The sequence below is a fragment of the Pseudomaricurvus sp. HS19 genome (assembly GCF_009857815.1).
Classification (GTDB): Bacteria; Pseudomonadota; Gammaproteobacteria; order Pseudomonadales; family Cellvibrionaceae; genus Pseudomaricurvus.
Genome location: NZ_WVVW01000006.1, coordinates 36,190 through 58,749, shown reverse-complemented (window position 1 = coordinate 58,749; position 22,560 = coordinate 36,190). Strand labels below are relative to the sequence as shown.

Here is a 22,560-nt window from a genome sequence, read left to right as displayed (position 1 = left end):
TGGCGCACCCTGGCGACAAGATGAGAACCTCCCAGGTTCGACCCATTGCACAGCAATGGGGACCGAGCGCAGCGAGCCCGCAGGGTCATAACAGCCCCCAGGCTGTTATGAGTCCATCCTCGCCCCGCACTCCGCACCCACACAGCACCGCGGCACAAGCCGGCTTTTTTATGTATGGCGCACCCTAGCGATGTGATGAGAACCTCCCAGGTTCGACCCATTGCACAGCAATGGGGACCAGCCCGCAGGGAACTGATCGCCCGGAGGACCGGGCTCCTACCCTGCGGTTACCAACATTTCGCTACCCGACCCCAGACACCCGCACCGGCACCCCATTCAGCGCCGCATTGCCACTCACCGCGTCAAACAACCCCCGGTCCGTGAGGTCGTTACAGCTCACACCACCCTGCTCACCGGCAACGCGCAACTGCACGCCCTGGCGCCGATGCCCCCACCCGTGGGGCAGGCTGACCACTCCGGGCATCACTTCGTCGCTGGCCATCACTGAGGTCTCCACCGCACCGGTGCGCGACTCTATCCGCACCTGCACACCATCCTGCAAACCCCGCTGTCTCAGGTCAGACGGGTGCATCAACAACTGCCAGCGCGGTTTGCCTTTTACCAGCCGCTGCGAGTTGTGCATCCAGGAGTTGTTGCTGCGCACATGGCGCCTGCCGATCAACAGAAGTTCCCCCTCAGCCAGCACTGGCGCAGCGGCGACGAGCCGGCCGATATCCTGCAAAATAAAATCGACATCCAGGTGGATCATGCCATCGTCGGTACACAACCGGTCACGCAGCCCGGGCACCAGAGGGCCCATATCCACGCCGTGGGGAAACCGCTGCAGGTACTGCAGGGAAAAGCCCTCTTCACCATCACCGCGCTCTCCGTAGTGGCCGTGCCGCAAACCCATATCCAGTAATTGCGCCGGCTCCGGCAGCGGCTTCAGGCTCCCACCCCTGGCGGCTGCAATCGCTACCGAAAGCTGGTTCAGAATCTGCCAGTCATGGCAGCTGCCAGCCGCAGGTTCAAACACCGGCGCGTTGTAGCGACTGCTGTTGCGCACCGCCAACCGGTGAAAAACGATATCGTAATGGTCGTGCTCCAGCGGCCCGGTGGGAGGCAGGATCAGGTCGGCATGGCAGGTGGTCTCGTTGATGTAGAAATCAATCGCCACCATAAACTCCAGCCCCGCCAGAGCACGATCCAGGGCGCGACCATCCGGCGCCGACAACACCGGATTGCCGGCCATGGTGACAAGTCCCCGCACCTGCCCCTCGCCAGCAGTCAGCATCTCCTCAGCCAGAACCACACTGGGAAACTCACCATCGAACTCCGGCAAGCCGCTGACACGGCTGTGCCAACGGGCGAAATGCCCGGCACCTTTGGCGCCGCGAGTGATATAGCCAAACGCCGGTGACGGCAGCATGGCCCCGCCTTCGCGGTCGAGCGAGCCACACAGGATATTGATCACCTGAATTGCCCACTGACAGAGCGTACCGAACGCCTGGGTGGAAACCCCCATACGCCCGTAACAGACCGAGCCATCGGTCTCTGCCATGGCCCGCGCCAGGTGTCGGATGGTCTCCGCAGCAATCCCGGTTGCCTGTGCCGCCAACTGGGGTGTTATACCCCTGACCGCCTCGCGTACCGCATCCACCCCCTGCACCACATCAACCAGGTGACCGGGACGAATAAGGTTGTCGGCAAACAGTGTGTGGATAATGGCCAGCAACAGAAACGCGTCCGTACCGGGACGGATAAAGTGGTGCTCATCCGCCAGTGTCGCAGTCTCGGTGCGGCGGGGATCTACCACCACCACACGACCGCCGCGCTGCTGAATCGCCTTCAGCCGCTTGGTCACATCCGGCACCGTCATGATGCTGCCATTGGACGCCAGCGGGTTGGCACCGAGAATCAGCATATAGCGGCTGCGATCGATATCCGGTACCGGAATCAGTGCCTGATGGCCGTAGAGTGCCATGGAAACCAGTTGATGTGGCAGCTGGTCCAGCGAGGTAGCGGAGTAGCAGTTACGGGTCTGCAACGCCTTGCGCAGCAAGCCACCGTGGGTAAGGCTGCCGTAATTGTGCACATTGGGATTGCCGGCATAGAGCGCCACCGCATCATTGCCATCACGCTGCTGAATCGACGTCAGGCCCTCAGCTGCCAGTTTTATCGCCTCCTCCCAACTGATCTCCTGCCAACCATCACCGCTGCGCTTTACCGGCTTGCGCAAGCGGTCGGGATCCGTATGCAGATCTTGCAGGGCCGTGGCTTTGGGGCAGATGTGACCACGACTGAAAGCATCCTGTTTATCACCGCGAATGGAGAGAATCTCTTCCCCCTGAGTGGTGATTTCCAGTCCACAGATCGCTTCGCACAGGTGACAGGCGCGGTAATGAGTAGTAATGGAATCCTGCATGGGGGCCCCTCTGTTTTTTATGAATTGGAGCCAGCGACAACCGCTCGCTGTATATCCGCATCATTGAAGGGGAGCCCCCGAAAGTGATCAATGATCATTCAAACCATTGTTGATGATCTTTCGGATCACCGGGCACGTGGGGGTCGGGGAATCGGCAAACTCTACAGGCATCAGAATCAAAGTCACTGGCCACACAATGCAACGACAGAAGACACCGTGACACAGGGGATTTACCGATGTATAAATTGCGAGCCTTTACAGAACATCTGAAGGCGAGGATAAATAAAAACACTCAAGGAGAGTTCGTGAAATATATCAAACTTCTGTTTTTGCTCAGCGTCGTAACCATGGTGGGGTGTGCTTCCAACCCCATGGCCGTATCCAACCAAACCACGGTGACCAGTCTTGGAGATGACAAGGCACAGGTCGTGTTTATGCGGGATACCTTTGTCGGCAGTGCCATCAACGCATCACTGTACGATGTCACCAATGAAGAACCGGTCTTTATCGGCATTATCTCCAACGCCACCAAAGTCAGTTACGCCACCTCACCCGGCAAACATACTTTTATGGTGGTCTCCGAGGCCGCTGATTTTATGGAAGCAGACCTGAGCGCCGGCAAGACCTATTACAGTCTGGTCACCCCCAGGATGGGAGCCTGGAAAGCCCGCTTCTCGATGTGGCCAATCAAGTCCAGTTCCGGCGCCCAGTACCGAACCGACAGCCCGGAGTTTAAGCAGTGGCAGGCAAACACCAAAAACGCACAACTCACTGAAAAAGCTGAAGCCTGGTTTGCCGCCAATAAAAGCAGCATTGTGGCCAAACAGAAAAAGTATGAGGCCGCCTGGAATCAAAAATCAGCAGAGGATCTGGCAGAGAGAACCCTGAATCCCGAAGACGGGCTCTGAACACCGCAGTTCAGTAAGCCGTAAATGAAAAAGGGACGCGCATTTGCGCGTCCCTTTTTTGTGCAGCACGTGCAGCCCTCAAGGCAACTGCCGCATCCGCACAAACGCCACACACAGGCCCGCCACCAGCGCTGGCGCGGCGAAGTAGATAAACAGCGCGTGCAGCGACACATCAATACCAATCAGCCAGCCGGCGATCAGCGGACTGATTACCGCCCCGGCGCGGCCCAGGCCGGCGGACCAGCCGATGCCGGTGCTGCGTACCTGTACCGGGTAAACAGTCAGTGCCACACCGTAGAGGTTGGAGAAGGCACCCATCAGGAAAATACCAATGGCAAACAACAGCACCCAGATCATGGCGAAGGGCAAGGTGGCAATATTCTCCATCATGGCGCTGATCAACAGCATGATGCCAGTGCTGATCAGGAAGGCGACGGCGATGATGCGGGTCAGCGATACCCAGCGCGCCAGCCAGCCGATCAGCACGGTGCCAAAGATCGAACCGAGGGGAATGACGGCGGTGGCCTGGATGGCCTTCTCCTGGGAGAGGCCGCCATTGGTAAGCACCTGCGGCATCCAGCTGCTGAGAAAGTAGACCACCAGGAAGCCGGAGAAGAACGCACCCCAGCACAGCAGTGTGGTAGCGCGTCGTGCCGGTGTCAGCAGCGATACCACGGTGGCGGACTCTTTCGGCCCATCACTGTTGAGCAGAGGCAGCTCGGCAATGGCAGCCTGCCCCAGGTAGGCGAGTGTGCGATTGACGTCATCCAGTGCCGACTGCGGGCGACGTTTGATGGTAAAGGCGATGGATTCCGGCACCAGTAACATCACCAGCACACCCAGCACCAGGGTCACTGCGCCTGCAGCCACAAAGATAGCTTGCCAGCCATAGTCAGCGATGGTCGCAGCGACGAGGAAGCCGCCCACCACGCCGCCGACAGAGTTACCCGCCAACATGCTGGAGATAATCAGGGTGCGGTGACGACCGGGGCTGAACTCCCCCACCAGCGGCGGCAAGGTAGCCACCAGCACCCCCAGCGCCACACCGGCCACCACCCGCAATATCGCCAGCTGGTTGGCGGTTTCGGCGAACTCCACCAGGCAAGTAGCGACACCGGCAATCACCAGGGTAGAACTGACCACGATGCGCCGCCCGTACACGTCCGCCACCCAGGAGAGCAGCATGGCCCCCAGCGTCATACCAAAGAGACCGGCACTTAGCACAATGCCCAGCTCATCCCAGCTGATGCCCCAGTCGGCGGTAATGGCCGGCGCGGTAAAGGCAATAATGACGATGTCGAAGCCTTCCGCCATGCTGGCGCAAAAGCAGAGTGCCAGAATGACCCACTGCTTAAAGGTAATACGCGATTCATGCAGGATATCGTCTGCAGTGGTTTGGGTGCTGCCGTTGCCAGCCATATCTCTCCCCCGGGTCTCTGCCTCTCAAATCTGACTCAATTATGGTTGTATCCCCCGGCCACAACTCTCCGCTGCCGGCGAGGGCCCGTTAGGTTAGCACGCAGCCGGAGCTAACTGAATGCGGCACTTCTCCTTGTTCTGCGGAACAGAATCATGAAAACTGATTGTGTTCTTAACAGGCACACAAGGTCATGAACTGACTATGCACTCCTCTCCCTCCACCCGCCCCTTCGACCTGCTGGTCCCGCTTCTGCTGCTGGCGTTGCTGCTCCTGCCGGCAACCCTGCAGGCCAAGGACGCCGGCCTCGCCCACAGTTCCACCGGCGAGCAAGCGGTCGACCCGCAAACACTGCTGCGCCTGCAGGAGCTGATCGACGAGATCCACAACAGCAAACAGCAGGTGGATCGGCTGCAGCAACAGCTGGCGGAAGCCGCTGACGAGAGCAGCAGGGAGCGCATCGGCCAGGCGCTGGAGAAACAGCGCCTGCAACTGCAGGATCAGGTGGAGCACTTCGAACAGATCGCCACCGGTGCGGTGGACCTGTCACTGTTCAACGACACGGACAACAAGGAGTTCAGCTGGCAAAGCGAGCTGGAAGAGATCTTCCGCCCGCTGCTCTACGAGTTGAAACAGGTCACCGAGCGACCACGCCAGATCGAAAAGCTGCGCAGCAAAATCGCCAGCCTGAACACCCGCCTGAGCGCCACAGGGCTGGCCATCGAAGAGATCCTGCGGTTACAGGCAGCCATAGGTCCGGGGGAGAGTAAAACCGCGCTCAATGACCTGCTGCAGGAGTGGCAACAGCGCCAGCAACAGCTGCAAAACGACCTGCAACTGACCGAGTTCCAACTGCAGGAAAAGCTGGAGAGCGGGGAGAGCAAGGGCTCCGCCATACTCAACGGTTTCAGGAATTTTCTCAGCGGTCGCGGCCTCAACCTGCTGCTCGCCCTTATCGCCTTCGCCCTCACCTTTGCCCTGATACGCTACAGCAGCCACCTGCTTGAACAACGTGTGGCAAGGGGTCAGAACAAGGAAGATCGCCTCTCGGCGCGCGTACTGCACGTGGTATTGCAGGTGCTGGCAGTCGTGCTGGCCATCATTGCCGCCCTCGCCACCCTCTACACCATGGGTGACTGGCTGTTGCTGACCGTCTTCTGCATCCTGCTGCTGGGTCTTGTTTTTGCCTTGCGTAACTCCCTGCCACGCTATGTGGAAGAGGCGCGCCTGCTGCTCAACCTGGGGCCGGTGCGGGAGGGCGAGCGGGTGGTTTACAACGGCCTGCCTTGGCGGGTATCGCGCATTAATATTTATTCCGATCTGGTTAACCCCCTGCTCAGTGGCGGTCGCCTGCGCCTGCCGCTGCGGGAGATGGTGCAGCTGGTGTCACGGCGCTGGGGCCGGGACGAACCCTGGTTTCCCTGCAAGGCGGGCGATTGGCTGCTGCTGCCGGACAATACCGTGGGTCAGGTGGGCATGCAGAGCCCCGAACACGTGCAATTGCTGGTGGTGGGGGGCGGCACCAAGCTCTACCCCACCACCGACTTCCTCGGGCTCGCGCCACGCAACCTCTCCCATGGCTTCGCCGTACCGGTCACTTTCGGGCTGGACTACAACCTGCAGGCGGATATCACCCGCGCCATCCCCGCCACACTGCAGGCAGCGCTCAACGACGCCATCCGGCAGACCGAGTTTGGCCAGTTCGTGGAGAACCTGTTTGTGGAGTTCAAGGAAGCCGGCGCCTCCTCCCTCGATTTGCTGATGGTGGCAGCCTTCAGTGGTGAAGCCGCACCCTTTTACCTGAAGATCGGCCGTTTCCTGCAGTGGACCGCGGTGGATACCTGTAACGCCAACGGCTGGAACATCCCCTTCAGCCAGGTCACAGTGCATATGGAGCAGGCACTGCCGGCCCCAGTGAAACAGGTGAACTAACCGCAATAAAACTAAGGTTTTTCTATAGCGACGGTTTTTGGCTATAATCCCCCGCCTGAGGCCGACCCGGCCAGCGCCTATTAATGAAGGGGACTACTACTGTGAGCCGTTTTACCAAGACTCTGAGCCTGCTGGCCGCTGCCGGCATGAGCATCCTGATTTCCGTCAGCGCCACTGCCTCTGAAGAGAGTGCCGCTATCGCCGAGCGCCTGAAGCCTGTGGGCGAAGTGTGCATGTCCGGCGACGAGTGCGCCGCTGCGCCGGTTGCCGCCGCTCCTGCTGGCCCCCGCTCCGGTAAGGAAGTGTACGAAACCAAGTGCTTCACCTGTCACGCTGCCGGTGTAGCCGGTGCGCCCAAGATGGGTGATGCCGGTGCCTGGGCGCCGCGTATCGGCCAGGGCATGGATACCCTCTACACCCACGCCCTCAACGGCTTCAATGCCATGCCAGCCAAGGGTATGTGCATGGACTGCAGCGACGACGAGATCAAGCAGGCCGTTGATCACATGGTCGACAACTCCAAGTAAGTCTGTCGTCTCACAAAAAAAGCCGCTCTTCAGCGGCTTTTTTTATGCCTGCCCGCATCAGGCAGGGAGGCCGGCAAAGGCATCGCGGGTGAGATTCTCCACCCCCGACGCCTGCAGGACCACGTTGTCCTCAATGCGAATGCCACCACAGCCCCGCAGCTCCTCCACCCGCTCCCACTGGATCAGGCTGCCCCGCAGCTCACCCATCAACGGCTCCAGCAGCGCGTCGATAAAGTAGAGCCCCGGCTCAATGGTCAGCGCCATGTCCGGCTCCAGCACCCGGGTCAGCCGCAGGTAGGGGTGCTCCGCCGGCGGCCCCAACTCCGGCCCATTACCATCCTGCAGCCAGCCCCCGCGATCGTGCACCTGCACCCCCAACAGATGGCCGAGGCCATGGGGAAAAAAGACGTGGGTCAGGCCCTGTTCCAGCACCGCATCGGCGCTGGCCCGCACCAGCCCCTGGTCACACAACAGTTGTGCCAACAGCTGATGGGCCCGCTGCTGCAGGTCGATAAAACCCAGCCCCGGCCGCAACTCGGCGATCAGGGCCTGCTGCAGCTGTTCCATGGCCTCCACCAGTTCGCCAAAGGTCTCCTCCAGCGCGTAGGTACGGGTGATATCTGCGGCATAGCCCGCCACCTGTGCACCTGCATCAATCAGCAGCGAGCGCTGCACCAGTGGCGGCTGCCGCTGTTTCTGCTCGTAATGCAGTACCGCACCATGACCGTTGACGGCGATGATATTGCCGTAGGGCAGCTCCGGTTCCAGCTGGCGACTGGCGGCCAGGTAAGCCAGATGGATATCAAACTCCGAGCCACCAGCGACAAATGCGTCCCTGGCAGCCACATGGCCACGGGCAGCCCTCTGGCTGGCCAGCCGCATGCAGGCCAGCTCATAGCCGGATTTCCGGGCGCGCTGGAAGTCCAGCGCCTGCAGCAGCGCCGGCGGGTTGCGCTCAATATTCTCCGACCAGACCACGGTTTCCGCTGCCCCCACCAGCGCCATGGGCGCGTCGCAGGAGAGCCGGTCCGCCAGCACCTGGGGATCGGCAAACACATGCACCCGGAAGGCCGCCTGAATGGCGGGGTCGGTTAACGGCTCAACCCTATGCCAGATATCCTCGGGAAAGTGATAGAACAGGTGCGGCCGCTCATCGTTGAGGTCCAGCAACAGGTAACAGCCGGGTCGGTCATCAATGGGCACCCAGGTTTTGAAATAGGGACTGACCCGGTAGGGGTAGGCAACGTCGTCCCGGAAAGCCGGCAACAGCTCCCCGCCACACACCAGCAGCCGCTCATAGCCCTGCGCCTGGAGCACCTCACGCCAGCGGCGAAACTGCTGCGTCACATGGTCGTGAAAGAGATCCGCCAGCCCTTCAGGCACCCGATGTCGTGTCATGGCAACTCCTCTGTATGCAGGCCAAACAGCTTAGCGCGGCGACCAGCCCCACGACCAGCCCCGAGCCCGGGCTGAAGATAGAAAGCCCCCTGCCGACGTATGGCAAAAGGCGGCGCTTTACCCGTACACTGTAGAGGATGTTCAGCCACCCTGAATGCGACTTGTCGAGGTCTGTCATGTCATCCCCGCTCACCCCAGCCGAATTGCGCAGCCGTATCCGCCAGGGGCAACACACCGGCAATACTTCCGGCTTCTGCCCCGGCTTCGTGCAGGCCAATGTGGCGATCCTGCCCCGCGACTGGGCCAATGAGTTCCTGCAGTTCTGCCACTTTAATCCCAAGCCCTGCCCGCTGGTGGCCATGGCTTCGAGCCCCGGCGACCCCCACATCGCCGCCGTTGGCAGTGACTTTGATATCCGCAGCGATGTACCGCGCTACCGCATCTGGCAGGATGGCTCACTGCAGGAAGAGACCACCGACATTCATCACCTGTGGCGCGATGACCTGGTGACCTTCCTGATCGGCTGCTCCTTCTCGTTTGAGGAGGCACTGCTGGCGGACGGACTGGAGATCCGCAATATTTCCGAGGGCGTCAATGTCCCCATGTACAACACCAATATCCGCTGCCAGAGCGCCGGTCGCTTCAGTGCCAACATGGTGGTAAGCATGCGCCCCTTCAAACCCGCCGACGCCATCCGCATGATCCAGATCTGCTCGCGTTTTCCCTCGGTGCACGGTGCGCCGGTGCACTTCGGCGATCCGGCGGCCATCGGTATCCGTGATATCCACCAGCCCGACTACGGCGATGCGGTCACCATTGGTGCCGGTGAAGTACCGGTATTCACTGCCTGTGGCGTCACGCCACAGGCAGCCATCATGGAAGCCAAACCGCCCTTCTGTATTACCCATAGCCCCGGCTGCATGGTGGTCACCGACCTGCCCAACAGCCAGCTGGCGGTGCTGTAAGGAGGCGCCCGGTGACCCTGTTACTGAATTGCGACCTGGGGGAGAGCTACGGCTCCTGGACCATGGGGCTGGACGCCGCGGTGATGCCGCACATTGACCAGGCCAACATCGCCTGCGGTTTCCACGCCGGCGACCCACTGGTAATGCACGACACCCTGCAGCTGGCCCGCCAGCACGGTGTACGTATCGGCGCCCACCCGGCCTATCCGGACCTGGGCGGCTTTGGCCGCCGCAGCATGAACTGCAGCCCGCAGGAGATCCGTACCTTTGTCACCTACCAGGCGGCGGCACTGGCGGGTATGGCGCAGTCACTGGAGCTGCAGCTGGAATACATCAAACCCCACGGCGCCCTCTACAATGACATGATGGCCAGGGCCGATGTGCGCCATGCCATTATGGAGGCGGTGGCCGGTTTCTACCTGCCGGTAAAACTGATGCTGCAGGCCACACCGGAAGCCGACCTGCACCGCAAGGAAGCCGAGCACTACGGCATCAAATTGCTGTTTGAAGCCTTTGCCGACCGCTGCTACGACGACGACGGCAAGCTGCTGTCGCGCAGCAAGCCAGGTGCCGTTCACAGCCGTGACAAAATGCTGGCGCAGGTGGAACAACTGCTGCGCCACGGCACCGTCACTACCGCCAGCGGACTGATCATCCCGCTGCACGCCGACAGTCTCTGTGTGCACGGGGACAATATGGAAGCGGTGCAGTCGGTAGCCGATATCCGGGCCCTGATCACCGCCTGAAAGGATAACTGATGGAAACCCAGCCCCGCATTCAGGTTGCCGGTGAAAACGCGCTGATTATCTATTTCGGCAGCGTCGCCACTGCTGCCGTCTCTGCTCATGTGCAGCACACCGCGCAGCTGCTGCGAGAACTGATGGGGCCACACCTGATCGACCTGATCCCCTCCTACGCCTCACTGCTGGTGCTGTTTGATCCCCTCAGCTGCGATCCGCCGCAGGTCTGCCACTGGATCGAGCAGGCGCTGGAGGATGAAACCAGTTTCAGTGACAGCGATGGCCAGCTGGTGGAGCTGCCGGTCTGGTACAGCGCTGAATCCGGGCCCGACCTGGAGGAGCTGGCCGCACGCGCAGGACTCAGCGTCGATGACGTTATCCGGCTGCATCAGGCCACTGACTATCGTGTCTACGCCATTGGCTTTGCGCCCGGGTTTGCCTACCTGGGTGAAGTAGACGAACGCCTGGCGACACCGCGTCTGGCGACGCCGCGACGGCGGGTACCGCAAGGTGCCGTGGCCATTGCCGATCGCCAGACCGCCGTCTATCCGACCGCCTCGCCGGGCGGCTGGAACCTGATCGGCCTCTGCCCCACCCCAATGTTTGATCCACATGCCTCGCCGTCCATGCCGGTCAGTGTCGGCGACCGGGTGCGCTTTACCGCCATTGACCGCCAGCAGTTCCTGGAACTGGGCGGCCAGCTGCCGGGGGAGATTCGCTGATGGCCACAGTTGAAATCCTGCACCCCGGACTCCTCAGCCTGCTGCAGGACAGCGGCCGTTTTGGTCAACACCAGATCGGCCTCACCAGTGGCGGCCCGCTGGATCCGGAAGCCTTTTACTGGGCCAATCGCCTGTGTGACAACGACGCCGCCACGACTATCGAAGCCAGCATCGGCGGCCTCAAGCTACGGGTCGATGCCCCAATACGGGTGGCGGTCACCGGCGGCGAAATGCCGGTCACCATCAACGGCACCAGCGCACCGCGCTGGCAGACGCTGCGCTTGCAGGCCGGCGACACGCTGGAGCTGGGCTACAGCAAACTGGGCAGCCGCTGCTACGTGGCCTTCGCCGGTGGCCTGCAGGTCGAGCCGCAGTTTGGCAGCACCGCCACCGTGGTGCGTGAGGGTATCGGCGGGCTGCGTGGTACCGCCCTGCAGAAGGGCGACACCATCCCCGCAGTGGTGGATGACGGCGGCCCCTGCCTGCGACTGCCACCGGCAAAGCGGCCCCACTATACCCACCGCGCCACCCTGCGGGTGGTGACCGGCTACCAGCAGGATCACTTCAGCCGCGAGCAGCAACAACGTTTTTTCCGCTCCACCTACGACGTCAGTGAACGCTGTGACCGTATGGGTTACCGCCTGCTGGGGCCTCCGGTGCATTCTGCACTGGACGGTATTTTGTCAGAGGGTATCTGCCTCGGTGCTGTACAGATTCCACCGGACGGCCAACCCATTGTGCTGCTCAACGATCGCCAGACCATCGGCGGCTACCCGAAAATCGGTTCGGTGCTCTCCCTGGACCTGGCACGGCTGGCGCAGCTGATGCCCGGCGACCAGGTCAACTTTGCCGAAATCGACATGGAGCTGGCGCAGCGTATCCTGCACCTCTACTACAACATGCGGCGCACCATCGCCCTCGACCTCATTGCCCCCGACTTCATCGTGGAGTAACCCCATGACCAGCCCGCCCGCGCCCGATTCCCTGTTGCACCTGAGCCTGCAGATCGAGTCACTGCTGGTGGCCCGCAACCCGCGTGGCATGCAGACCCTGCAGCGGGCACTAAAGCCGGGTTATTACGCCCGCGCTGTGGAGCTGATTGAGCGCGCCTTTGCTGCACACGATCGCCCCTGCATCCTGGTCGGCACAGGCTTTCCCGTGGCGGGTACCTTTGAGACCGATGGCCCGGTGGGTGCCATCGCCCTCTGGCAAACCCTGCAAACCCTCGGCGCCGAGGCGTGGCTGGTGTGCGGGGAACCACTGGCCAGTGCCCTGCAAACCAACTACCCGGTCTGCCGCCTCAGCTGTGGCGACCGCCACGACGCCGAACAGGAAGCCGCTGCGCTGCTGCAACAGCACCCGCCGCAGCTGGTGATCTCCATTGAGCAGCCCGGACTGGCCCGCGATGGCCGCTACTACAATATGCGCGGCATCGACATCAGCGCCGGGGTGGCACCGTTTGATCCCGTGATGCGCCAGGCCACCTGCCCCACCATTGCCATTGGCGATGGCGGCAATGAGATTGGAATGGGGCTCATCGAACAAGCGGTGTCCGCACTGGCGATTACCCCGGCCACCACCGGCTGTGATGAACTGTTGCTGGCGGATGTCTCCAACTGGGCAGCGCATGGCCTGATCGCCTTGCTGGGCTGGCAGCGGCAACAGGATCTGCTGGCCGCTGTCGACCCGCTGGCGATCCTGCACTATCTGTCACAGCGCGGCAGCGTCGATGGTGTCACCCATCGCAATGAGCTCACCGAGGACGGACTGGATGCAGCCGTCGGCTTGCAGCTGATCAGCGACTTGCGGCAGCTGTGTCACCCGGACGGTTAACTGGCGCAGCAGTGTTGGGGTGTACACACGGAACAAATCCCTGACGAGCGTCATTCCCGCGCACGAGGTGAATTGCAGCACCGCTGCAAGAGAGGGCACTCCGGGGTGGGCGGGAATCCATAACCCGCACAACACTATGGGCCCCCGCCTGCGCGGGGGCGACAAGGTACAGGTTTTCCGCAACCTGTTTGCCGTAAACAACAATTCATTCACCGCGACGATTTACTCAGAACAGTAACGGCGCTGTGGTAAAGTAACCGCTGTTGTCGGGCATGATTGCCGGGAAGGTATAGCCATGAGCACCGTGTTTCTCAATCACCAGTATCTCCCCATGGAAGAGGCGAGGATCTCGCCCATGGATCGGGGCTTTCTGTTTGGCGATGGCATCTATGAGGTCATCCCCTCCTACAACGGCAAGATGGTGGGCTTCGGCCCCCACATCCAGCGCATGCGCAATGGACTCGCCGCCATCGGCATCCAATTCGATTGGGACGAGAGCGCCTGGCGGGAGGTGTGTGACCAGCTGATCCAGCGTAACGGTAGCGGCAACCTCGGGCTCTACCTGCACGTCAGTCGCGGCGCCGACAGCAAGCGCTTTCACGCCTACCCGGAAGGCGTGGCGCCCACCGTGTTTGCCTATGCCTTCGAGATCGCGCCACCACCGGTACCGGATCGCAGCCAGGCCACAGGCTACAAGGTGGCCACCGCCCGTGACCTGCGCTGGCAGCGCTGCCACATCAAATCCACCGCCCTGCTGGGCAACGTGCTGCATTTTCAGTACGGCTACGAGCAGGGTGCCAATGAGACCCTGCTCTACAACAGCAACAACGAACTCACCGAGGCCTCCGCCTGTAACGCCTACATCGTCAAGGATGGGGTAGTGATCACGCCACCACTGGACAACCAGATACTGCCCGGCATCACCCGCCAGCTGCTGTTAGACATCCTGCGCCGCGACGGCTCCATCACGGTGGAAGAGCGGGCAGTGACCATGGACGAAGTGTTCAATGCCGACGAAGTGTGGGTGACCTCCTCCTCCAAGGAGATTGCGCCGGTGGTGGAGATCGATGGCAAGCCCGTAGCCGACGGCAAGGTGGGTCCTGTGTGGGAAGCAGCGCTGAAGCTCTACAGCGCTGCCAAGTTCGACTACTGACAGGCCGGGTAACTGCATGAGTCGCCCCGCCCGCGCCATCGTCGACCTCGACGCCCTGCGCCACAACTACCAGCTGGCCCAGTCCCTGGCGCCCAACGCCCGCGCCCTCGGCGTGGTGAAAGCCAACGCCTATGGCCACGGCGCGGTGGCTGCGGCGCAAGCGCTGGAACCCCTGGTGCCGGCGTTTGCCGTGGCCTGCATGGAAGAGGCACTGGAGCTGCGCGCCGCCGGCCTGCAAAAACCCATACTGCTGCTGGAAGGCGCTTTCACTGCCGATGAAATCGAGACCGCTGCGGCACACAACTGCTGGCTGATGGTAAGCAACCGCGAGCAGGCTGAGGAGATGGTTAACGCACGACCATCAGACCCCCTGCACCTGTGGCTGAAGGCCGATACCGGCATGCACCGGTTGGGGCTCACTCCGCAGCAGGTACCGGAACTGTATCGCCGCCTGCAAGCGCTGCCCCATGTGCAGGGCCCCATTGTAGTCGCCACCCACTTTGCGGTGGCCGATGAGCCGGAACTGGATTTTACCCGGCAGCAGATTGAATGCCTGCAGCAGATCAATCGCGATTTGCAGGCGCCCCTGAGCCTGGCCAACTCCGCTGGCATCCTCGCCTGGCCCGGGAGTCACGCCCAGTACACCCGCCCCGGCATTATGTTGTACGGTTCATCACCCTTTGCTACGCCGCACCCGCTTGCAGCCCACCTGCAAGCGGTCATGACCCTGGAATCCAAAGTGATCGACCTGCATCAGGTGGCCGCCGGAGAGAGTGTCGGTTACGGTCGGCGCTGGATTGCACAGAAGGATTCGATCATTGCCACCGTCGCCATTGGTTACGGCGACGGCTACCCGCGCCATGCCCCCGACGGCACACCGGTACTGGTCAACGGCCAACGCTGCCCGCTGGCGGGCCGGGTATCCATGGACATGATTACGGTAGACGTATCACTGTTGCCATCGGTGAGTGTTGGCGACGCGGTGGAACTGTGGGGCAAGCAGTTACCCATCAACGAGGTGGCAGCCAGCGCCGGCACCATCAGCTATGAGCTGGTCACGCGTATGCCGCTGCGGGCAACTCGCCACTATTTACACCGCTAACACCTGCTGCCGGTAATTACCTGTCGACACCGTCGGCTCACTGTCCACAGACGGCTCTTCACTGCCGCGCCCTCACCTCCCTGACACAAACCGGCACAGCACTTCTCCATACACCACTGACATGGCATCAGCCTGCGGCGAAAAAAGTTTTCCATGAATTTGCGCCGCCGAATTTCAACAACCATTATTAGTGGTAGGAATATTGCTTTCGTATTAGTTGAGGGCACAACCCTCACCATCAAGCCAACTCCCAACAAGGAGCATTCATGTTATACCGAGGCTACTTCTCCCTGGCCCACTGGTCTAACACTGGTGATCAATTCTGGGTGCGCTACTGCGCCGAGTTCCATGCCGATGTCTTCCAGACCGGCGGCAAGGTACTGCGCAAACTGGCAGCCCGCAAAATGCAGGAACTCAATGCCGGCGGCATGTGCATCGAACAGCTGGACCTGATCTCACCGGAAGCGGTGAGCGATGACGATCGCATCAATTGCGTGGAGATCTTCTCCCGCCTGGCCGGCGGTACCGAGCAGGTAGAGTTTCCGGTCTGAAGGCCGGTTTCTCCCGCTACTGCCTGTGCCTGACCCGCGCTGACAGCCAGACGGCTGACAGGCCTTCTGCGCCTTTCGTACCTGACAAGCCGGCGGCAACGCAACATCAGCCGCGGCGCGAGGGCCTGTTTAAAGCTGTCCGCAACGGCAAAGGCGCAATGAAAAGACGTAATGGATTTAGCGGGAAGAGAAAGAGAGGACGCTGGCTACGGCCACCAGCAGGATCCTGCGCAGCCCCCGCCGGAGGACGGGGGCACCGCGCAAGCGAGCGATTACTTCTGCGGAATGCCCTGGTGCAGGGCAGATGGTGCCTGGACTTCACCGGCAAAGGCTTCTTGCAGGTCCAGGCTGGTCACTAATACACCCAGGGTAAAGATTGCCGCGGCAATCGTTAGAACGTCAAATTTCATCTGTACTCCTAGCCCCCAAATTTTTGTCGTTATTATTGTGTTTGTGTTGATTTATTCACCGAAGATCGACAGAGCAAACTTTATACCGTTTCTGCAAAGTCAGCCTAAGTAGCAAACAACTAAAGGTTCTTAGCGCCATTTAAGTTCCGGTACGAATCTTATGCAACTGCAATTATCCGGCGTGAGAACTATCTCACAGACCATGTAAGTACCAACTTACATTTTCACCTGCAGCATCTTCACAGCATTTCCCATTGCACCACCTGACCAGCCATTGTCGCCCAAAGCTACAAGGCACTGCCGTGCACAATTTTGGGGAGCCATTCTGCCGGACGCCCCGTCACTGTGCAAATTTTAGGCAGCCGTTATCAGGGGCGACAGCACCAAACGAAACTAAAGGGAAGGTGTGGCCGGGGCGGACCCGGCCGCAACCCGGGCCGCTCATTAGTCCGGGAATCAGCCGAGGAAGAACTGGTAGGCCTCGTTGTCGGTCTCGTCCCAGTAACCGTAACCCAGCTCGTCCAGGCAGGCGTTGACCTCGCGCACCTCTTTGGCGGGTACCTGCATACCCACCAGCACACGACCATAGGCGGCACCGTGGTTACGATAGTGGAACATGGAGATGTTCCAGCGACCGGCCAGCTGGTTGAGGAAGTTCATCAGCGCCCCGGGACGCTCGGGAAACTCGAAACGGTAGACCCGCTCGTTGGTCACCTGCGGCGCGTGTCCGCCCACCATATGACGGATGTGCAGCTTGGCCATCTCGTTCTCGGTCATATCCACCACTTCGTAGCCCTTCTCCCGCAGCTCGTCCACCAGCACCCGGCGATCGTTGCCGTCGCCGGCCACCTGCACGCCGACAAAGATGCGCGCATCACGGTCATCGGCATAGCGGTAGTTGAACTCGGTGATGTTGCGCTTGCCGAGATCCTTGCAGAAGGTTTTGTAGGAGCCGGGTTTCTCCGGGATGGTGACCGCAAGAATGGCTTCCCGCTGCTCACCGATCTCGGTGCGCTCGGAGATGTAGCGCAGGCGATCGAAGTTGGTGTTGGCTCCGCTGGCGATGGCCACCAGCGTCTGGCCTTCCACGCCGTGCTCGGCCACATACTTTTTCAGGCCGGCCAGCGACAGCGCCCCGGCCGGCTCGGTGATGGCCCGGGTGTCCTCAAAGATATCCTTGATGGCCGCGCAGATCTCGTCGGTGTTGGCGGTAATCACGCCATCGACGGTCTCTTTCAATACGCGATAGGTCTCTTTGCCAATCTGCGCCACCGCCACACCGTCGGCAAAGATGCCCACCTGCGGCAGTACCACCCGGCGTTTCTTGTCCAGCGCCGCCTTGAGGCAGGCCGCATCTTCCGGCTCCACCGCAAACACCTTGGTCTGCGGTCGCACGTATTTCACATAGGCGGCGATACCGGCACACAGGCCGCCGCCGCCCACGGGTACAAAGATAGCGTCGATGTGGGCGGGGTACTGGCGCAGGATCTCAAGCGCAACAGTGCCCTGACCGGCAATCACGTCCGGGTCATCATAGGGGTGGATATAGGTCAGACCCTTCTCTTCCACCAGCTTCTGGGCGTGGCGGGACGCTTCGTCAAAGGTATCACCGTGCAGCACCACCCGGGCGCCACGCGCCTTGACCGCATCCACTTTAATCGCCGGGGTAGTGCGCGGCATGACGATGGTGGCCTTCACCCCCATCTTCGCCGCCGACAGGGCCAACCCCTGGGCGTGGTTACCGGCCGAGGCCGCAATCACACCCTGCTTGAGCTGCTCTTCAGTCAGTTGCCGTAACTTGTTATAGGCACCGCGGATTTTGAAGGAGAAGACCGGTTGCAGGTCTTCACGCTTGAGCAACACCTGATTGTTGAGTCGGGTGGACATCAGGCGGGCGGAATCCAGAGGCGTCTCTATAGCCACATCGTAGATGCGGGCGTCGAGAATACGCTTGATGTATGACTGAGGCATGAGCTCCCCGTGCAGTGCAGGATGCGGAAAAGCCGCCATGGTAAAGCATTGCCCGGAAGCTGTTAACAACAATCACGGCTATCGGCGAGCGGACAGGCCCACTATAATAGCGGCCTTTCCCGTGCCCCCACCCCACTCAGCAGAACACAGGCGATCACCATGACCCAGGACGAACTGAAAAAGGCCGTTGCCAAGGCCGCCGTTGATTACATTCAGCCCAAACTGGAGAAGGACAGCATCGTCGGTGTCGGCACCGGCTCCACCGCCAATTTCTTCATCGACTACCTGGCTGACATCAAGGGCCAGTTTGATGGCGCCGTGGCCAGCTCCGAAGCCTCCGCCGAGCGCCTGCGCTTACACGGTATCCCGGTCTACGATCTCAACAGTGCCGAAAGTCTGGTGGTGTATGTGGACGGCGCCGACGAAACCAATCCGGCCCTGGAACTGATCAAGGGTGGCGGTGCCGCTCTGACCCGCGAGAAAATCGTCGCCGCGGTGGCGGAAGAGTTTGTCTGTATTGCCGACGGCAGCAAGTGGGTGGAGACCCTTGGCGACTTCCCGCTGCCGGTGGAGGTGATTCCCATGGCCCGCTCCCACGTGGCTCGCGAGCTGGTGAAACTGGGTGGCGACCCGGTCTATCGCCAGGGCTGCGTCACCGACAACGGCAACGTTATCCTCGATGTGCACAACATGAAGATTACCGATCCGGTAGCCACCGAAGCGGCCATCAACCAGATCGTCGGTGTGGTCACCAACGGCCTGTTTGCCGCCCGCGCCGCCGATGTGCTGCTGCTGGGACGCGAGAGCGGCGTAGAGACCATCACCCGCCGTTAATCACGGCTCCCTCTTATATACCGTCCCGACGGTATAAAGGGGCCGAGATGGACTAGAGCACGGTGGTGCTGACCTGCAGGCGGTCTGCCAAGCGCGCCGCCAACTGATCGCCACTGGCCAGCGGGCCGACGCCGGCCGGGGTGCCGGTCATCACCACATCCCCCGGCTGCAGGGAAAAGAACTCCACAATATGACGCAACAGCGCCGGCACCGGGGTCAGCATCTGCGAGGAGTTGCCCCGCTGCTGCAGCTGGCCATTGCGCTGCAGCTCCAGCTCCACATTGCCCCAATCCAGGCCACTGCAATCCACAAACTCCGACAGCGGGCAGGCGCCGTCAAAAGCCTTGGCCTTCTCCCAGGGGTGCCCGGCTTCTTTCAGCCGGTTTTGCAGATCCCGCAGGGTCAGGTCGAAACCGATTCCCACACCCGCAATTCCTGCCAGCAGAGCCTCCTCCGCATCGCCGCTCTGCAGAGGCCGGCCAATCAGCAGGGCCATCTCCGTCTCCACATGCACACTGCCCATACCCTGAGGCAGGCGCAAAGGCTGACGCAGGGACACCATGGCGGTGGCAGGCTTGAGGAACAGCAGCGGCTCTGCCGGCACCGGGTTGTTGAGTTCGCGGGCGTGATCGGCGTAGTTGCGCCCGATGCACACCACCTTGCCCGGCGCCCAGGGGGCAGGCTGGAGTTCTCCGGCAGGGTTACGCAACAGGTGCTGGTAGGGCATGGGTGACTTCTCCTGAGTGGTGTCTGCGGCGAGACTTTGGCACGACGGCTTTTGACCATAAAGACGGGCGAATTAGGACTAAACTCCGCCGCGGCCTATGGTATCATAGCGCGCTTTCTCCCCCGGCCCCCGGGCCCTGCAGGGTTAAGCCCTGCAACGACAACACGTTATCGAGGTGCGAATCTTCCCATGGCCAAAACGTCTCTGGATAAAGACAAAATCCGCTTTCTGCTGCTGGAGGGTGTGCATCAGTCAGCGGTCGACACTCTGGCTGCGTCTGGCTACACCAATGTGGAGTACCTGAAAACCGCCCTGCCGGAAGAAGAACTGATCGAGAAGATCAAGGACGCCCACTTTGTCGGTATCCGCTCCCGCACCCAGTTGACCCGCGCCGTGTTCGAAAACGCCTCCAAACTGATTGCCGTGGGCTGTTTCTGCATTGGCACCAACCAGGTGGACCTGCAGGCCGCCCAGGAGCATGGCGTTGCGGTCTTTAACGCCCCTTACTCCAACACCCGCTCCGTGGCCGAGCTGGTGATTGCCGAAGCCATTCTGCTGCTGCGCGGCATTCCCGAGAAGAACGCCGTCTGCCATCGCGGCGGCTGGCTCAAATCCGCCACCGGCTCCTTCGAGATTCGCGGCAAGACCATGGGCATTGTGGGTTACGGCTCTATTGGTACCCAGGTGAGCGTTATGGCCGAAGCCCTGGGCATGAAAGTGGTGTTCTTCGATGTGGTCACCAAGCTGCCGCTGGGCAACGCCGCCCAGGTACGCACCATGGACGAACTGCTGGCCCAGGCCGATGTGGTCTCGCTGCACGTGCCAGAGACCGCTGCCACCAAGGATATGTTTGGCGAAGCTGAATTCAGCAAAATGAAGAAAGGCGCCATCTTCCTGAACGCCGCCCGCGGCACGGTGGTGGACATTGACGCCCTCGCCGCCGCCCTGGAGTCCGGTCACCTGGCCGGCACCGCCATCGACGTATTCCCGGTGGAGCCCCGTGGCAACGAGGAGGAGTTTGTCTCTCCGCTGCGCGCCTTCGACAACGCCATTCTCACGCCGCACATCGGTGGTTCCACCATGGAAGCGCAGGAGAACATCGGCTTTGAAGTGGCCGAGAAGCTGGTGAAGTACTCCGACAACGGTACCACCACCTCTTCCGTGAACCTGCCGGAAGTGGCACTGCCGTCACACCCCAACGCACACCGTCTGCTGCACGTGCACCAGAACGTGCCCGGCATCCTCACCAAGATCAACCAGGTGTTCTCCGACAACAATATCAACATCGCCGCCCAGTACCTGCAAACCAACGAGAAGGTTGGCTATGTGGTAGTTGATATCGACGCGGAATACAGCGATGTTGCGCAAAAGCAGTTGCGTGAAATCGAAGGCACCGTGCGCTGCCGCGTACTCTTCTGATCCGCAACCGTGGCGGCAGGGCTGACCTGCCGCCACGGCCACTCTCCCGCCACCATGACCACCTCTCCCCTGCTTGATATCCGCCACGTCAGCGTGTTCCGCGGCGAGCACCAGGTCTTCAGCGATCTCAACCTCACCATTGCCGAAGGCGAAAGTGTGGCCATTCTTGGCCCCAATGGCGCCGGCAAATCCACACTGCTGAAGCTGCTCACCCGCGAGCTCTATCCGGTGGTGCGGGACGGCAGTTACGTGAAGATTCACGGCAGTGAGACCGTTAACGTGCAACTGTTGCGGGAGAAGATTGGCTGGGTATCACAGGACTTCCAGAACAAATACCTGCCCATTACCACTGGTTTTGATGTGGTGCTGTCAGGGTTGCTGGGCACCATCGGCACCCTGTACCAGCACGATATCAGCGCCCGGCAGCGCCAACAAACCGAAGCCACCATGGCGCAGCTGCAGCTGCTGCACCTGCGCGATACCATGTTTCACCACCTCTCCACCGGCCAGCAGCGCCGCCTGTTGCTGGCCCGCGCCCTGATCCACCGCCCGCAGGCGGTGATCTTTGACGAGCCCACCAGCGGCCTCGACCTGCAGGCCAGCTTTCGCCTGCTGAACGACATGCAGCAGCTTACCGAACAGGGCACCCAGGTGATCATTGCCACCCACCACCTGCACGAGATAGTGCCCGGTGTGGAGCGGGTGGTGTTTATCCGTGACGGCGAGATTATTGCCGACGGCCACAAGCACGAGCTGCTCACGGATGCCGCCATCAGCGACCTCTACCAGACCCGGGCGCGCATTGTCTGCGCCGATGGTTTCTACCAGGCCCTGCCGGCCTGAACTGACTTACCCGGGCCGCTATGCCGGATGCGACCAGCCTCCGGCATCAATCTACGATGCGCTCAACCAGCCCCTTATCATTGAAATAAATCGCCATGGTGTTGAAACGGTTTTTCCAATAGATCCACTGATTGGCATCGGTACTGGGGGTTCTGTGAGCCGGGGGTTTCCCCGCTGCCAGCAACACGCCCTTTTTACTCATGCCAACCAGGATCTCACCCCTTTTGATCCCTTCCTGATCCTTGCTGGAGAGGCGCTTGGCTTCCGCCGCATTACAGCTCAGGGCGAAGGTTTCGGCAGCGGCGGTTTCAATAGGTACGCCGGTAGCCTTGTGGTAGAGATACTGAAACTCCCTGCCGCTCTCAAGCTCGGTAAACACCATAACCTTGCGATTGATTTCTGACACCTTTACCTTGGTACAGAGCGGCATGATGGCGTCGGACAGCTGGTAGTTGAGGCTGTAGAGCCGGCCCTTGACGCGGTCAGGGCGCAGCACATGCTGGGTGTACGCGACCTTGCCAACCATGTCCTCGCCGGAACTGTCCTTCAGTGGCATGGAACCGCCACAGCCGACAAGACCGATAAGCAGGAGTGAGAGCGGAATAACGGGGGTGAAACGGGAGACGAGCGGCATAGCGGGTTCCTTCTGTATGCGGTGATGGGTTTACATCATTATGCGCTCC

General features: G+C 61.1%; 21 protein-coding genes. 14 read left to right on the top strand and 7 right to left on the bottom strand.

Annotated elements, in window-relative coordinates:
- Positions 1-301 precede the first annotated feature (301 nt).
- Entirely contained in the window at positions 302-2,425 is a 2,124-nt protein-coding gene (locus tag GSF27_RS12285) for a molybdopterin-dependent oxidoreductase (RefSeq protein ID WP_160969468.1), read from the bottom strand.
- Between the two features lie 305 nt (positions 2,426-2,730).
- On the opposite strand from GSF27_RS12285, the gene GSF27_RS12280 reads away from it, so the two are divergent.
- Positions 2,731-3,333 (top strand): hypothetical protein, encoded by a 603-nt coding sequence (locus tag GSF27_RS12280; protein WP_160969466.1) that lies wholly within the window; start codon positions 2,731-2,733, stop codon positions 3,331-3,333.
- 78 nt (positions 3,334-3,411) lie between these two features.
- Here the strand turns inward: GSF27_RS12280 and GSF27_RS12275 are convergent, their stop codons facing one another.
- The gene (locus tag GSF27_RS12275; protein ID WP_160969465.1) at positions 3,412-4,752 is read right to left on the bottom strand and encodes an MFS transporter; all 1,341 of its coding nucleotides are present in this window, start codon (positions 4,750-4,752) and stop codon (positions 3,412-3,414) included.
- A gap of 202 nt (positions 4,753-4,954) precedes the next feature.
- Here GSF27_RS12275 and GSF27_RS12270 point away from each other — a divergent pair, with 202 nt between their 5' ends.
- Both GSF27_RS12270 and GSF27_RS12265 read left to right on the top strand, forming a co-directional pair.
- On the top strand, positions 4,955-6,682 hold the full coding sequence (locus GSF27_RS12270; RefSeq protein ID WP_160969463.1) for a hypothetical protein: 1,728 nt from the start codon (positions 4,955-4,957) through the stop codon (positions 6,680-6,682).
- A 146-nt stretch (positions 6,683-6,828) separates the two neighbouring features.
- Positions 6,829-7,209, top strand: a complete 381-nt coding sequence (locus tag GSF27_RS12265; protein ID WP_237457541.1) for a cytochrome c5 family protein — start codon at positions 6,829-6,831, stop codon at positions 7,207-7,209.
- Positions 7,210-7,266: 57 nt separating this feature from the next.
- On the opposite strand, the gene pepQ is transcribed toward GSF27_RS12265, so the two are convergent.
- The gene (pepQ, locus tag GSF27_RS12260; RefSeq protein ID WP_160969459.1) at positions 7,267-8,607 is read right to left on the bottom strand and encodes a Xaa-Pro dipeptidase; all 1,341 of its coding nucleotides are present in this window, start codon (positions 8,605-8,607) and stop codon (positions 7,267-7,269) included.
- A gap of 176 nt (positions 8,608-8,783) precedes the next feature.
- Here pepQ and GSF27_RS12255 point away from each other — a divergent pair, with 176 nt between their 5' ends.
- From GSF27_RS12255 to GSF27_RS12220, 8 genes are all read left to right on the top strand, one after another.
- Positions 8,784-9,572: a putative hydro-lyase gene (locus GSF27_RS12255; protein WP_160969457.1), complete on the top strand. Its 789-nt coding sequence runs from the start codon at positions 8,784-8,786 to the stop codon at positions 9,570-9,572.
- 11 nt (positions 9,573-9,583) lie between these two features.
- A complete protein-coding gene (locus GSF27_RS12250; protein ID WP_370462601.1) occupies positions 9,584-10,318 on the top strand; it encodes a 5-oxoprolinase subunit PxpA in 735 nt (244 codons plus the stop codon).
- A gap of 11 nt (positions 10,319-10,329) precedes the next feature.
- Complete coding sequence (gene pxpB, locus GSF27_RS12245) at positions 10,330-11,034, top strand: 5-oxoprolinase subunit PxpB (RefSeq protein ID WP_160969455.1); 705 nt, start codon at positions 10,330-10,332, stop codon at positions 11,032-11,034.
- Positions 11,034-11,987 carry a biotin-dependent carboxyltransferase family protein gene (locus tag GSF27_RS12240; RefSeq protein ID WP_160969444.1) on the top strand — a complete coding sequence of 318 codons (954 nt, stop codon included), beginning with the start codon at positions 11,034-11,036 and terminating at the stop codon, positions 11,985-11,987. Before pxpB ends, GSF27_RS12240 begins: the two co-directional genes overlap by 1 nt.
- A gap of 4 nt (positions 11,988-11,991) precedes the next feature.
- A complete protein-coding gene (locus GSF27_RS12235; protein WP_160969442.1) occupies positions 11,992-12,867 on the top strand; it encodes a glutamate cyclase domain-containing protein in 876 nt (291 codons plus the stop codon).
- A 295-nt stretch (positions 12,868-13,162) separates the two neighbouring features.
- Complete coding sequence (locus GSF27_RS12230; RefSeq protein WP_160969440.1) at positions 13,163-14,020, top strand: D-amino acid aminotransferase; 858 nt, start codon at positions 13,163-13,165, stop codon at positions 14,018-14,020.
- A gap of 16 nt (positions 14,021-14,036) precedes the next feature.
- The gene (gene alr, locus GSF27_RS12225) at positions 14,037-15,122 is read left to right on the top strand and encodes an alanine racemase (protein ID WP_160969438.1); all 1,086 of its coding nucleotides are present in this window, start codon (positions 14,037-14,039) and stop codon (positions 15,120-15,122) included.
- A gap of 266 nt (positions 15,123-15,388) precedes the next feature.
- Positions 15,389-15,673 (top strand): hypothetical protein, encoded by a 285-nt coding sequence (locus tag GSF27_RS12220; protein WP_160969436.1) that lies wholly within the window; start codon positions 15,389-15,391, stop codon positions 15,671-15,673.
- A 272-nt stretch (positions 15,674-15,945) separates the two neighbouring features.
- Here GSF27_RS12220 and GSF27_RS12215 read toward each other — a convergent pair whose 3' ends face one another.
- Together GSF27_RS12215 and ilvA are read right to left on the bottom strand one after the other, a co-directional pair.
- Positions 15,946-16,083 carry a hypothetical protein gene (locus GSF27_RS12215; RefSeq protein WP_160969434.1) on the bottom strand — a complete coding sequence of 46 codons (138 nt, stop codon included), beginning with the start codon at positions 16,081-16,083 and terminating at the stop codon, positions 15,946-15,948.
- A 456-nt stretch (positions 16,084-16,539) separates the two neighbouring features.
- Positions 16,540-18,054, bottom strand: a complete 1,515-nt coding sequence (gene ilvA, locus GSF27_RS12210) for a threonine ammonia-lyase, biosynthetic (protein WP_160969432.1) — start codon at positions 18,052-18,054, stop codon at positions 16,540-16,542.
- Positions 18,055-18,213: 159 nt separating this feature from the next.
- Between ilvA and rpiA the strand changes: the two genes are divergently transcribed.
- Positions 18,214-18,888 carry a ribose-5-phosphate isomerase RpiA gene (gene rpiA / locus GSF27_RS12205; protein ID WP_160969430.1) on the top strand — a complete coding sequence of 225 codons (675 nt, stop codon included), beginning with the start codon at positions 18,214-18,216 and terminating at the stop codon, positions 18,886-18,888.
- Between the two features lie 52 nt (positions 18,889-18,940).
- On the opposite strand, the gene GSF27_RS12200 is transcribed toward rpiA, so the two are convergent.
- Complete coding sequence (locus GSF27_RS12200; RefSeq protein WP_160969428.1) at positions 18,941-19,615, bottom strand: fumarylacetoacetate hydrolase family protein; 675 nt, start codon at positions 19,613-19,615, stop codon at positions 18,941-18,943.
- Between the two features lie 189 nt (positions 19,616-19,804).
- Here GSF27_RS12200 and serA point away from each other — a divergent pair, with 189 nt between their 5' ends.
- Both serA and GSF27_RS12190 read left to right on the top strand, forming a co-directional pair.
- Positions 19,805-21,034 carry a phosphoglycerate dehydrogenase gene (serA, locus tag GSF27_RS12195; protein ID WP_160969426.1) on the top strand — a complete coding sequence of 410 codons (1,230 nt, stop codon included), beginning with the start codon at positions 19,805-19,807 and terminating at the stop codon, positions 21,032-21,034.
- 54 nt (positions 21,035-21,088) lie between these two features.
- Positions 21,089-21,877 carry an ABC transporter ATP-binding protein gene (locus GSF27_RS12190; RefSeq protein ID WP_202410428.1) on the top strand — a complete coding sequence of 263 codons (789 nt, stop codon included), beginning with the start codon at positions 21,089-21,091 and terminating at the stop codon, positions 21,875-21,877.
- Between the two features lie 46 nt (positions 21,878-21,923).
- Here the strand turns inward: GSF27_RS12190 and GSF27_RS12185 are convergent, their stop codons facing one another.
- Positions 21,924-22,511 (bottom strand): hypothetical protein, encoded by a 588-nt coding sequence (locus GSF27_RS12185; protein WP_160969424.1) that lies wholly within the window; start codon positions 22,509-22,511, stop codon positions 21,924-21,926.
- Positions 22,512-22,560 lie beyond the last annotated feature (49 nt).